8 protein-coding genes are annotated in these 13,229 nt (G+C 45.1%); 3 read left to right on the top strand and 5 right to left on the bottom strand.

All coding sequences use genetic code 11. The features are described from left to right. Positions 1–20: 20 nt before the first annotated feature. Positions 21–2,309 carry an ATP-dependent Clp protease ATP-binding subunit ClpA gene (gene clpA / locus FE392_RS09450; RefSeq protein WP_319929976.1) on the top strand — a complete coding sequence of 763 codons (2,289 nt, stop codon included), beginning with the start codon at positions 21–23 and terminating at the stop codon, positions 2,307–2,309. Between the two features lie 87 nt (positions 2,310–2,396). Here clpA and infA read toward each other — a convergent pair whose 3' ends face one another. The 5 genes from infA to trxB all read right to left on the bottom strand — a co-directional run bounded on the left by infA (position 2,397) and on the right by trxB (position 8,268). Continuing rightward, positions 2,397–2,615 (bottom strand): translation initiation factor IF-1, encoded by a 219-nt coding sequence (gene infA, locus FE392_RS09445; RefSeq protein WP_092507156.1) that lies wholly within the window; start codon positions 2,613–2,615, stop codon positions 2,397–2,399. Positions 2,616–2,752: 137 nt separating this feature from the next. Beyond that, positions 2,753–3,460, bottom strand: a complete 708-nt coding sequence (gene aat / locus FE392_RS09440) for a leucyl/phenylalanyl-tRNA--protein transferase (protein ID WP_319929975.1) — start codon at positions 3,458–3,460, stop codon at positions 2,753–2,755. A gap of 8 nt (positions 3,461–3,468) precedes the next feature. Further along, positions 3,469–5,247 carry a heme ABC transporter ATP-binding protein/permease CydC gene (gene cydC / locus FE392_RS09435; protein WP_319929974.1) on the bottom strand — a complete coding sequence of 593 codons (1,779 nt, stop codon included), beginning with the start codon at positions 5,245–5,247 and terminating at the stop codon, positions 3,469–3,471. Positions 5,248–5,249: 2 nt separating this feature from the next. Continuing rightward, positions 5,250–7,019: a heme ABC transporter permease/ATP-binding protein CydD gene (gene cydD / locus FE392_RS09430; protein WP_319929973.1), complete on the bottom strand. Its 1,770-nt coding sequence runs from the start codon at positions 7,017–7,019 to the stop codon at positions 5,250–5,252. Positions 7,020–7,308: 289 nt separating this feature from the next. Further along, on the bottom strand, positions 7,309–8,268 hold the full coding sequence (gene trxB / locus FE392_RS09425; protein ID WP_319929972.1) for a thioredoxin-disulfide reductase: 960 nt from the start codon (positions 8,266–8,268) through the stop codon (positions 7,309–7,311). A gap of 693 nt (positions 8,269–8,961) precedes the next feature. On the opposite strand from trxB, the gene lrp reads away from it, so the two are divergent. Together lrp and FE392_RS22240 are read left to right on the top strand one after the other, a co-directional pair. Then, complete coding sequence (gene lrp, locus FE392_RS09420) at positions 8,962–9,456, top strand: leucine-responsive transcriptional regulator Lrp (RefSeq protein ID WP_004256338.1); 495 nt, start codon at positions 8,962–8,964, stop codon at positions 9,454–9,456. 132 nt (positions 9,457–9,588) lie between these two features. After that, positions 9,589–13,128 carry a DNA translocase FtsK 4TM domain-containing protein gene (locus tag FE392_RS22240; protein WP_319929971.1) on the top strand — a complete coding sequence of 1,180 codons (3,540 nt, stop codon included), beginning with the start codon at positions 9,589–9,591 and terminating at the stop codon, positions 13,126–13,128. Positions 13,129–13,229: the final 101 nt, after the last annotated feature.

Raw genomic sequence — 13,229 nt, 5'->3', positions numbered from 1 at the left:
GATTTTAGGAGGAGGTGCTTATGCTCAATCAAGAACTGGAGCTTAGTCTCAACATTGCTTTTGCCAAAGCAAGGGATAACAGGCATGAATTTATGACTGTAGAGCACCTGTTGCTGGCGTTGTTGAGTAACACATCAGCGCGAGAGGCTCTGGAGGCTTGTAAGGTCGATCTGGCGATGTTGCGCCAGGAGTTGGAAAATTTTATTTCACAAACCACTCCCTTGTTATCTGAAAATGATGACAGGGATACACAACCCACATTAAGTTTTCAGCGTGTATTGCAGCGTGCAGTATTTCACGTTCAATCTTCAGGGCGCTCAGAAGTTTCCGGGGCGAATGTTTTAGTCGCCATTTTTAGTGAACAAGAATCACAGGCCGCCTATTTGCTGCGTAAGCATGATGTCAGCCGCTTAGATGTTGTGAATTTCATTTCCCATGGAACACGCAAAGATGAACCTGACAATGATTCTCACCACAACATCAACCCTGTTCAGGAAGAACAGGTAATAAGCGAAGATCGGTTGGAGAATTTCACGACTAACCTGAATGTATTGGCACAAAAAGGTCAAATCGATCCACTTGTTGGGCGTCAGAATGAATTAGAAAGAACAATTCAGGTATTGTGCCGCCGCCGCAAGAATAACCCTCTGTTTGTCGGGGAGTCTGGAGTCGGTAAAACAGCGATTGCTGAAGGGCTTGCATGGCGCATTGTGCAAAAAAATGTCCCTGAAGTGATACAAGACTGCACCATCTATTCATTAGATATTGGTTCATTGCTTGCCGGAACCAAATATCGAGGAGACTTTGAGAAGCGCTTCAAATCTTTGTTAAAAACGTTAGAACAAGACAGCAACAGTATTCTCTTCATTGACGAAATCCATACAATCATTGGCGCTGGTGCGGCTTCAGGCGGGCAAGTAGATGCAGCTAACCTGATTAAACCTTTGCTGTCCAGTGGGCGTATTCGGGTCATCGGTTCAACAACCTATCATGAGTTCAGCAATATCTTCGAAAAAGACAGAGCATTGGCCCGTCGTTTTCAGAAGATTGATATCGTTGAACCTTCAGCCGAGGAAACGGTACAAATTATTAATGGGCTGCGTGCTAAATATGAAGCACACCATGATGTCCGTTATACAGCGAAAGCTATTCGTGCCGCAGTTGAGTTATCAGTTAAGTACATCACTGATCGCCATTTGCCAGATAAAGCAATCGATGTTATTGACGAAGCCGGTGCCAGAACTAGGCTAATTCCGGCCAGTCGCCGCAAAAAAACAATCAATGTAACTGATATTGAGTCTGTTGTGGCTCGCATTGCCCGTATACCTGAAAAAACAGTGTCAGCCAGTGATAAAGATACATTAAGAACGCTGGATGATCGCCTGAAAATGCTGGTCTTTGGTCAGGATAGAGCCATCGGCGCATTGACAGAAGCGATTAAAATGAGCCGGGCTGGCTTGGGGCAGGATCATAAACCGGTTGGTTCTTTCCTGTTTGCCGGGCCGACGGGAGTAGGTAAAACCGAAGTTACAGTCCAGTTATCTAAGGTATTAAATGTCAAATTATTGCGATTTGATATGTCGGAATATATGGAACGGCATACGGTCAGCCGTTTAATTGGTGCGCCACCCGGTTATGTGGGATATGACCAAGGTGGTTTATTGACCGATGCAATCATTAAACATCCACATTCTGTACTGTTGCTGGATGAGATTGAAAAGGCTCACCCGGATGTATTCAACTTGTTGTTGCAGGTCATGGATAATGGCACATTGACAGATAATAACGGCCGTAAAGCGGATTTCCGCAACGTTATTCTGGTAATGACAACCAATGCCGGGGTACGGGAAACACAACGTAAATCCATCGGTTTCTCTGAGCAAGACAACAGCACGGACGGAATGGAAGAAATTAAACGGATTTTCACGCCTGAATTCCGCAATCGCCTTGATAGCATCATTTGGTTTGATGCACTTTCCTCTGAAGTTATTCAACAAGTTGTTGATAAATTTATTGTTGAGTTACAAGCTCAATTGGATGAAAAAGGTGTTTCTCTCGAAATCAGTGCGGATGCCCGTCAATGGTTATGTGACAAAGGTTATGATAAAGCTATGGGGGCTCGTCCAATGGCTCGTGTTATTCAGGATAACCTCAAAAAACCACTGGCTAATGAGTTATTGTTTGGTTCGTTGGTGCATGGTGGTTCGGTCAGGATTAATCTTGATAAAGTGAAACAAGTATTAATTTACGACTTTAAAAGAGCACAAAAATCAAACAACAAAAAGAAATCAGAAGACGCTGTGTTGTAACCATGCTTAAGCGATTATAGGCATTTCAATCAAGGCCACACCACAGGTGGATACAGAAAATACACCTGTGGTGTTAAAGGCACTTAATCAGCGGCTACGGAAGGTGATACGGCCTTTTTCCGTGTCATATGTAGTTAGCTCGACTGTAACCTTGTCTCCAGTCAGGATGCGGATGTAGTTTTTACGCATTTTTCCTGAAATGTGAGCGGTAACGATGTGTCCATTTTCTAATTCGACACGGAACACAGTATTTGGCAGTGTTTCTAACACAGTACCCTGCATTTCAATATTTTCTTCTTTGGCCATCTAATCCTCTAAATGTAACAACCATAGTTTTTAACCGGCAAGATAATGCCGAAAAACCATCATTATGTAAAGGAATGTCGTATTTTAAACCATCATTTTGCATATGACAGGCAACGACATTTCCACCGTAAACAACTTTAATCCTTAGGGGGTAACTGTAAATCAAGCAATTGCGCAGACCAGCAGTTCGCTTGTAATGACTGCGCTCTTAGTTGGTAAAGATACTGGAGAAACTCTCCCCTCGGAATATTTCTGGCGCCCAATGATTCGGTATGATGATTCAATACCTGACAATCAAACAATTGGCCACCATGACGTAAAAAATGGTGATAGAACGCTACAAAAGCACATTTGGAGGCATTCTCCATTTTGCTGAACATTGATTCACCGCAAAACAGCGTGCCTACACTAACGCCATATAGGCCACCCACCAGTTGACGTTCGTGCCAGACTTCAATTGAATGAGCTGAACCTTCTTTATGCAGCGTTTGATAGCCCTGCTGGACTGCTGACCCGATCCAAGTCCCTTCTTGCCGTTGGGCACAATTATATATTACTTCATCGAAAGCATAGTTTACCGTAATTTGGTAAGTATGCTTGCGAATAAAACGGCGCAGTGTTCTGCCAGTATGTAATTCTCCAGGAATTAATACTGCCCTGGGGTCAGGAGACCACCATAAGGGGGGCTCATAAGGCGAATACCACGGAAAAATGCCCTCATTATAAGCCACTTTTAAACGTTCTGCACTTAGATCTCCCCCAAACGCCAGCAAGCCATTTGGCTCAATTAATGCGCGGCTCGGATGGGGGAATTCATATGAATCGCCCAGTTGAGCTATCGACATAAAATGTGTCACTCCTGCCTAGGATAGCTATTTTCTTGATGGAAATTATTCTTCTGATAAACGTTATGCCGTTGATAAAATTGATAGTAGCGCCCTTTTTGAGCCAACAGAACATCATGTTTACCTTGCTCAACAATGTGTCCGTTATCCATGACACAAATCTTGTCCATATCTTGTAAACCCGTTAGGCGATGGGTAACGGTGATCAGTGTTTTGTGCTGGCAGAAATGGTTCAGCAATGACAGAATTTGTTGTTCAGTATCAGCATCAAGCCCTTCGGTTGGCTCATCCAGAAGCATTAAAGGAGCGTCATGCAGCAAGGCTCTGGCAATACCTAAACGGCGCTGCTCTCCACCAGAAAGCTGGCGTCCGCCATCTCCCATCCAACAGTTTAGCTTTTGATCAGTGTCTAGCAAATTTCCCAGCCCTACCTGTATCAATACCGTTTCCAATTCCTCATCACTGGCATTTGGTTTTGCCAATAAAAGGTTTTCACGCAGAGTGTGGCTGAACACATGAATTCTTTGGGGAACAACAGACATCATCGAACGCAGTGTTGTTTCATCATAACTGGAGATAGGTTTGTGATTGAGTTGGATCTCACCGCTATTGATATCCCATGCCCGGGTCAATAACTGTAATAGCGTCGATTTGCCACATCCTGTTTTCCCTAATAAAGCGATATGTTCACCAGCTGTCAAAGACAGGGAGACATTCTTCAATACAGGTAAGGGTTGGCCGGGATAAGTAAAATCAATATTTTTAACCTCAAGGCTGAGATTACTGCTGACTTGAGGGCCTTGAGAAGGAAAACTGACCTCCGGTTTTTGGATCATTAATTGGGAAACCCGGGTCGCTGATGAAATAACTTGCCCCATATGCTGAAATGCTACCGTGACTGGCCCAAGGGCTTCAAAAGCAGCGAGTGTACAGAATGTAAATAACGCGATTAATGCGCCGGGTTGACTATTTTCACCCACACCGGCTGCTGCCAGCCACAGCATCAAGGTGACAGTCATGCCAGTGAAAAAAATCATGATGGCTTGCGATAATCCTGTCAAACCGGCTTGCCTCTGCTGGCTTTTCAACCAATCTTGCTCAACGTCGGTCATGGATTGACGGAAACGCTTAAGTGCGCCGAATACGCTTAATTCGGCTTGTCCCTGCAAGGTGCTGGTGAGTAAAGTCCGATATTGGCCGCGCTGTAGGGTGATATTAGTGCCATGCGGTTTTCCGGCATGGTAAAACCCTAAAGGCAGCAACAGCAGCAACCCTAACATAATACCGCCGAGAAGATAAGCAAGGGTGGGATCCAGAAATCCCAAACCAAATGTCAGCACTGCGATCACGGCAAAAGCAGTGATCACCGGGGAAATTACCCGCAAATAAAGATGATCCAAAGTTTCGACATCAGCAACGAGCCGATTTAATACTTCACCTTGGCGAAAACGGGCAATGCCTCCCGGAGAAAGGGGCAAAATTTTCTGAAAAGTAAAAACACGCAAATGAGCCAAAACACGGAATGTTGCGTCATGACTGACGATGCGTTCCCCATAGCGCCCGGCAGTACGAAAAATAGCGGCACCACGTACGCCTGCGGCAGGCAGCATATAGTTAAACGTATATAATCCCGCGAACCCGGCCAGGGCAGTTCCTGCAAGGAACCAGCCGGAAAGCGTCAGCAGGCCGATACTGGCCAGTAGCGTTACAATCGCCAGCACCATTCCTAAACTGATGAGGAGCCAGTGGCGGCGATAGAGAGCGAGAAATGGGAGTAATATGCGCATGATTAAAGCTCCACACTGCGGTGAGATAACAGACGGGAAAATGCCCCCTGAGATTGGCTCAAACTCTGATAATCACCTTTTTCAATCAGTAACCCGTTTTCCATTACCCAGATTTGGTCATATTCCAGCGTTTCTTCTAGTAAGTGAGTAACCAATAACGTGGTTTGCTGCTGAGCCGCCTGATTCAAGGCCATCATCACACGCTGTTCGCTATGTGCATCAAGGCTGGCGGCAGGTTCATCCAGCAGTAATAATTGGCAGGGATTCAATAACGCCCGTGCAACGGCTATACGCTGAGCTTGCCCGACAGACAGGCGGGCTGCATTATCACCCACTATGGTATTGATTCCATCCGGCAGTTCGGCAACAAACTCGCTGACATACGCTTTTTCCATTACCTCGCGGATTTGTTCTTGTGTTGCATCGTATTGGCCAAGGCGAATATTATCGAGCAGGGTTTGTTCCGGTAAGTGTGGGTTTTGCCCAACCCAGCTTAAACATTCCCGCCAGTTGGTGAGATTTAATTCACGCAATTCGATGCCGTTAATTTTCAGGGAGCCGCGGTAAGGCAAAAATCCCAGCAACACATTAATCAAGGAACTTTTTCCTGCACCACTTTTACCAACCAATGCGATTCGTTGGTGTTCTTCAATGATGAAGTGCAAGGGGCCAGCAAGACGATGACCATCGTGGGATAGAATTTCCAGTGCTTCAGCTTCAATGGTGACCGGTTTGTTATCCGATAGTGTTTTTTCACCGTTGGTTATTGCCTTTTCTCCATCACTGCTAAGCAGAGTAAAGAGTGATTCTGCTGCCCCGACAGCCTGGGCTTTTGCGTGATAAAATGTACCTAGATCACGCAACGGCTGGAAAAATTCAGGAGCAAGAATTAAAGCCAGAAAACCAGCAAATAAAGTCACGCCCATCCCATAGCTGCCAAAGTGCAGTTCTCCCAGATAAGAGAAACCAAAATAGACGGCAACAACGGCAATGGATATCGCGGCAAAAAATTCCAATACGGCCGAAGATAAGAAGGCCATGCGCAGTACTTCCATCGTCCTGCGACGAAAATCTTCCGTTGATTTGGTGATTTGTTCAACTTCGGCAGTCCCGCGATGGAACAGGCGCAAAGTATCCAGTCCACGTAAGCGGTCGAGAAAATTACCGCTTAATCGGCTGAGCGCAACGAAATTGCGCCGATTGGCATCGGCAGCCCCTAAACCGACCAAAATCATAAACAGGGGGATCAATGGTGCAGTGGACAGTAAAATTAACCCAGCGGCCCAATTCACCGGAAATACGGTAATCAGAGTCAGAATTGGGATCATAGCAGCAAGTGTCATTTGGGGCAGGTAGCGGGAATAAAAATCCTGCATGTCCTCTATTTGCTCCAAAATAATGGTAGCCCAGCTACCTGCGGGTTTTCCTTTAACCCATACAGGCCCCAATTGCTCTAATTTATCCAATACCATGCCACGGATTTGTTGGCGTACCACTTTGCCACAAATAAAACCGACACGTTCACGTATGGCAGTAACGATTGCCCGGAATGCAAACGTCGCTGCCAGCATCAGAAACTGATTAATGAGATTTTCACGAGGAACATGGTCGATAATTAGGGCTTGAAGTATGGAAGCTAAGAGCCAGGCTTGAGAAATGATCAATAATCCGCTGATAAGTCCGAGAAGCATGGAGAGGCGAAGCCAGCGACGGGCAGGGGCACTTTGCTGTCTCAGCCATCGGACCAATTCAGATTGTCTTGTTTTATCCATAAGAAAAATATTTGGTTAGCAGGTAATAATGCGGAATATCAACACAAGCTCTATACTCGCCGTCTTTCAAGTTGCATCTTGATGGGTTGCACTCACTCACCATTTTTATAAGCATACGGTTATCTATACTTTCGGGAATAAATGAGCGATTTCTTTCTTCTCACCTGAGGCCAGTTTTTGACCGGGCAAATTCGTTCCCTTGCCGTCGAGCCGCATTTTGAAATCCAATGGGTGTATATTGCTCACTATTAAAAGGCGCTATCGAAATAGCGCCTTTGAGGAAGATGGATTATTGGGCCGGCAAATTGTCAAGGAAGCGCTCGGCATCCAGCGCAGCCATACAGCCTGTACCCGCCGAAGTAATGGCTTGGCGGTACACATGATCCATGACATCCCCGGCAGCAAATATACCAGGAATACTGGTCTGGCTGGCATTGCCATGCAACCCGGACTGGACTTTAATGTAACCATTTTCCAATTCAAGCTGGCCTTCAAAAATACCGGTATTCGGGGTATGGCCGATAGCAATGAATAGGCCGGCTACATCCAGCTCTTCGATGCTGTCATTTTTCGTATCACGGATACGGATGCCCGTTACGCCCATTTCATCACCCTGAACTTCATCCAATGTGCGATCAGTATGCAGAATGATGTTGCCGTTCTTCACTTTATCCATCAAACGGTCAATCAAGATTTTCTCTGAACGGAAAGTATCACGGCGGTGGATCAAATGAACTTCAGAAGCGATATTTGCCAGATACAGAGCCTCTTCAACGGCAGTATTACCACCACCAACCACGGCAACTTTTTGCTTGCGGTAGAAAAAACCATCGCATGTTGCACAAGCAGAAACCCCACGGCCTTTGAATGCTTCTTCGGAAGGCAGACCCAGATAACGAGCGGAAGCACCTGTTGAGATGATCAAAGCATCACAGGTATATTCCTGATCATCCCCATATAAGCGGAATGGTCTGTTTGAGAAATCAACTTTCTTAATATGGTCAGAAATGATTTCAGTTTGAAATTTCTCAGCATGTTGGAACATACGCTCCATCAAATCTGGGCCAGTCAGCCCTTCAGGATCACCGGGCCAGTTTTCAACGTCAGTTGTCGTCGTCAGTTGACCGCCTTTTTCAACCCCAGTAATGAGTGCGGGACTTAGATTTGCGCGGGCAGCATAAACAGCAGCTGTATAACCAGCAGGGCCTGAGCCAAGAATGATGAGTTTTCTGTGTGTTGCTGTGCTCATGAATACCTCATTTCCATTATAGCATATTGCGGATTTAGGGATTGTAGGAGAAATAATAGGTTAAAAAAAGCGATTATCAGATAAAATATTCATGTTATTAACGATTTTACCGATAGATAGTAACTATGATGTAATCGAAATGTAAGGGAGCGTTGCTTAACCTTATGAATTGAACATCATTTATACACTTGATGTATGAAACAAGCTATTTGAACGATTTACCAAAAATTTGTTTGGTATGTTGTTCTGATTTTTGTTCATTTACTTTGACAATCGGCTGTGCATTTGCGAAAACATCTGTGTAAGAGATAATTATCTACCTCGCTAATCAATTGTTTCTATAGAATAGACAAATTAGTGGGAGTGATTTTCTCATAGAATATAAAAATTGTCGTTCAGCTGCTTTTCAGAAAGATGCGGTGTTTTGATTAACGGTGTTTTGATAAACAGTGTCTTGATGAATTGTGCTTTAAGAAATTAGTGCTCTGAAAATAGTGCTTTGCAAAATGAGGTTCTGGCAAATCGAATTTTCGTTAATCGAATTCTGGGACGTTGTATTTTGGAGACTTTAGTGGGCCTCAAAACTTGGTTGTAGATTGAGCTTCAACCTTTAAAGACATCTTTTCCAGCTCAGTTGCTTGAAAGAGATAGGGAAAAGTTATGGGTGTAGGAATATAAAGAGAGAGCAATAAGATGATTGATAATAAGAAGCGTCCAGGAAAAGATCTTGATCGTATAGATCGTAATATCCTTAATGAGTTACAAAAAGATGGCCGTATTTCTAACGTCGAACTATCCAAGCGCGTAGGCTTATCACCAACACCTTGTTTGGAACGTGTACGCCGCCTGGAGCGTCAGGGCTTCATCTCTGGCTATACAGCTTTGCTAAATCCCCATTACTTGGATGCATCATTGCTGGTATTTGTCGAAATTACGTTGAATCGTGGTGCAGCGGATGTATTCGAACAATTCAATACCGCTGTTCAGAAACTGGAAGAAATCCAAGAATGTCATTTGGTTTCTGGTGATTTTGACTATTTGCTGAAAACGCGTGTACCAGACATGTCTGCTTACCGTAAATTACTGGGTGAAACGTTGTTGCGTCTTCCAGGTGTTAACGATACTCGTACTTATGTCGTTATGGAAGAAGTTAAACAGAGTAATCGTCTGGTGATTAAGACTCGTTAAGCTTTTGTCTACAATGTACAGATGCAAAACAGGAAAAACTTAGGTACACTCCTGTTTATGCATACAGTTTCAACGCTGAGCTACCCTCAGCGTTGTTCCGTTTAATCAACAGGAAAACCTGGAGAGCCTTTCTTGAACCAGGAATATACAGAAGACAAACGTGTTAAGTTAAAAAGAATAAGCAGTGGCCGGCGGCTTCTGGAAGCCGTTTTGTTGGTTATTGCTATTTGTGCGGTGTACTTAATGCTGGCACTCGTCAGCTTCAACCCTTCCGATCCAAGCTGGTCACAAACTGCATGGCATGAACCTGTCCATAATTGGGCCGGCAGTGTTGGTGCTTGGTTGTCTGACATACTGTTCTCGGCATTTGGTATTCTTGCCTATGCAGTCCCGCCGTTAATGCTTTTAGGCTGCTGGAATGCTTTCCGTCAGAAAGATAGGCAAGAGTACGTTGATTTCTTTACACTCGCATTGCGCGCCATCGGGGCTTTAGCCTTGATATTGACCTCTTGCGGGTTGGCCGCTCTCAATATTGATGATTTAAACGATTTTGCTGCCGGCGGGGTGGTTGGTAACTTGTTCAGCAATGCCATCTTACCTTGGTTCAATGTATTGGGAGCAACACTGGCCTTACTTGGCACTTGGGTTGTGGGTTTCACATTATTTACTGGCTGGTCATGGCTTACCATTGCGGAAAAAATAGGTGAAATCATCCTGAATTCGCTGAGTTTTGTCGTCAATCGTGGTCGTAATGACACTGAATATGAATACGACGAGGAAGGCGAGGAAGACGAAACCGATCCTACATATTCGCTCAGTGAGACTGAACACACAGCAGACAATTCCGATAAGAGTGGAGCGCCCAAGACAGTCGCTGTATCTGAAGATTTCGCTGGTGATGACATATTATTAACTGCGCCGACAATAACTGAACTGGCAAGTACAGATGCTGGATTACCGGGTTCTCAGGCAGAGGCCGGCAATAATCAGGAAAATAACGATAAGCAGGAAAATAGCTTACCTGAGTCGGATTCTGAAAACATGCCTTTGTCAGAAGCTATGTTGGCAGAATCTATTCCACCAGAAGCGGCAGAAAAGGCGTTCAGTCATGAACCAGCCCAACAACCTGCCATACAAGCCCCAGAAACTTCGTCAGAGGCCGTACACACTGTAATAGGGCATACTGGTACTGGAGAAAAACAACCAGAAGAACCAGTCCATTACACATTTGAATTGCCTGATGATTATCAAGCAAATACAGAATCTGGTGATTTTTCACAGAGCTTCCCAAATGACACTGGCGTGAAGGGGGCCACGGAAAGCGTTGCCAGCATTGTGCCGGTAGTGAGAAATCCTCAGGTTAAACAAGGTATTGGCCCTGAAATGCCACGCCCCAACCCGGTCAGAATACCTACGCGTCGTGAATTATATGGTATCAAAGTACCGTCATATCGCTTGGCTGAGCATCTGCAACGAGAAGAAAAAGAAAGGCAGAATGAATTGGTTGCAGAAGCCAATGAGCAACAAATGGATGAGCAACAGGAAAATATCCTGCGGCAGCAATTCATTGAACAGCAACGCGAGCGTTATGGCAGTGATTTTGAATCGGAAAACAGAGATTCAGATAAGGAAACTGCGGCGTCAGTATCAATCGATACGAGTCTTGTAGACCCTAAACCAGTAGATACACAACCGGAAACGCCAGCCAGCCAGTCAGCAACCGAGGCATTGACTACAGAAAGAAATACTGTAGAAAAAAGTAGTGCGGCAGAAAGTGCAGAAGAGCAAGAAGCAAAAGTACAAGAAGAAATGTTACGGATAGCATTTGAGCAGCAGCAACGTGAACGCTACCAACTGAACCAGCCCATTACGCCAACGTCATCATTAGTTCCAGATGAAGCAACTGAATGTACTGCTTCTTCTCAGGCTGGCTATCTTGATAAATATGAATCTGACGAACCTGCTTTTGGTTTCTCAGGCTCATCGGATGAACAGCATGCTCAGCAGGAAAAAATAATTCCTGTTCCGGCTTTCAATGAGCCGGAAATTCAGCATACTTTTGCGCAGCAACCGCAGCAACCGCAGCAACCGCAGCAACCGCAGCAACCGCAGCAACCGCAGCAACCGCAGCAAGATAGCCTGTTCCATCCATTTTTAATGCGCAATGATCAGCCATTGCCAAAACCGACAACACCAATGCCTTCTCTGGATCTCTTGGCAGCACCACCAGAGGAAGAAGAGCCTGTTGATATGTTTGCCCTTGAGCAAACTTCACGTTTAATCGAAGCACGCCTAAACGATTATCGTGTCAAAGCTGATGTCGTCGGGTTTTCACCTGGCCCTGTGATCACAAGATTTGAACTGGATTTGGCTCCGGGAGTTAAAGCTTCTCGCATATCTAACTTATCACGCGATCTTGCCCGTTCACTTTCTGCGGTCGCTGTTCGTATCGTGGAAGTGATCCCCGGAAAACCTTATGTTGGGCTGGAATTACCGAATAAAAAACGTCAAACAGTTTATCTGCGTGAGGTATTGGATTGTGAGAAATTCAGGGATAATCCATCACCATTAACCATCGTGCTTGGAAAGGATATTGGTGGGCAACCGGTAGTGGCTGATTTGGGTAAAATGCCTCACTTACTGGTGGCGGGAACCACGGGCTCAGGTAAATCGGTTGGGGTCAACGCAATGATCCTCAGTATCCTGTATAAAGCGAAACCAGAAGATGTCCGCTTTATCATGATCGACCCGAAAATGCTTGAGTTATCGGTTTACGAAGGTATTCCCCACTTGCTGACTGAAGTTGTCACTGACATGAAAGATGCAGCCAATGCGTTACGTTGGTGTGTGAATGAAATGGAACGGCGCTATAAACTGATGTCGGCACTGGGTGTGCGTAACATCGCGGGTTATAACGATAAGATCAAACAAGCAGAAAATATGGGGCGCCCAATTCCTGATCCATTCTGGAAACCGGGTGACAGTATGGACGCAACACATCCAGTGCTGAAAAAAGAGCCTTATATTGTTGTTATGGTCGATGAGTTTGCTGACCTGATGATGACGGTAGGGAAAAAAGTGGAAGAGTTAATCGCTCGCTTGGCCCAGAAAGCACGTGCTGCCGGAATCCACTTAGTGCTGGCAACTCAGCGTCCTTCTGTTGATATTATTACCGGTTTGATTAAGGCAAACATACCTACACGCATTGCATTTACGGTATCCAGTAAAATTGATTCCCGTACTATTCTGGATCAGGGGGGAGCCGAATCATTGCTTGGCATGGGGGATATGCTTTATCTGGCACCAAATTCTTCCATTCCAGTACGTGTCCATGGCGCATTTGTACGTGATCAGGAAGTTCATGAAGTTGTTAATGACTGGAAAGCTCGCGGTCGCCCTCAATATATTGACAGCATCATTAAAGGCGGAGAGGATGGAGAAGGTGGCTTAGGCTTTGACAGCGATGAAGAACTGGATCCACTGTTTGATCAGGCCGTTGAATTTGTGATTGAAAAACGCCGGGTTTCCATTTCAGGTGTGCAGCGTCAATTCCGCATCGGATATAACCGTGCAGCCCGAATTGTTGAACAAATGGAAGCACAGCAAATTGTTAGTACACCCGGGCATAATGGCAATCGTGAAGTTTTGGCACCACCGCCACACGAACATTAATCCTTGTTTTTAATACAATCTGCGAAATGCAGTCTATTAAATGCGGTTTGTTAAATGTAAAGCTATATCAGCCACTGCGGCTGATAACAATACGAATTGAA

The organism is Xenorhabdus santafensis (genome assembly GCF_033949405.1).
Taxonomy (GTDB): Bacteria; Pseudomonadota; Gammaproteobacteria; order Enterobacterales; family Enterobacteriaceae; genus Xenorhabdus; species Xenorhabdus santafensis.
Note: the sequence above shows the minus strand (reverse complement) of the source record. Positions and strands in the feature narration are given on the sequence as shown.

Coding starts and splice junctions, on each gene's coding strand:
- clpA (WP_319929976.1), top strand. CDS start 21: ATGCTCAATCAAGAACTGGAGCTTAGTCTCAACATTGCTTTTGCCAAA.
- cydC (WP_319929974.1), bottom strand. CDS start 5,247: ATGCGCATATTACTCCCATTTCTCGCTCTCTATCGCCGCCACTGGCTC.
- lrp (WP_004256338.1), top strand. CDS start 8,962: ATGATTGATAATAAGAAGCGTCCAGGAAAAGATCTTGATCGTATAGAT.
- aat (WP_319929975.1), bottom strand. CDS start 3,460: ATGTCGATAGCTCAACTGGGCGATTCATATGAATTCCCCCATCCGAGC.
- trxB (WP_319929972.1), bottom strand. CDS start 8,268: ATGAGCACAGCAACACACAGAAAACTCATCATTCTTGGCTCAGGCCCT.
- cydD (WP_319929973.1), bottom strand. CDS start 7,019: ATGGATAAAACAAGACAATCTGAATTGGTCCGATGGCTGAGACAGCAA.
- infA (WP_092507156.1), bottom strand. CDS start 2,615: ATGGCCAAAGAAGAAAATATTGAAATGCAGGGTACTGTGTTAGAAACA.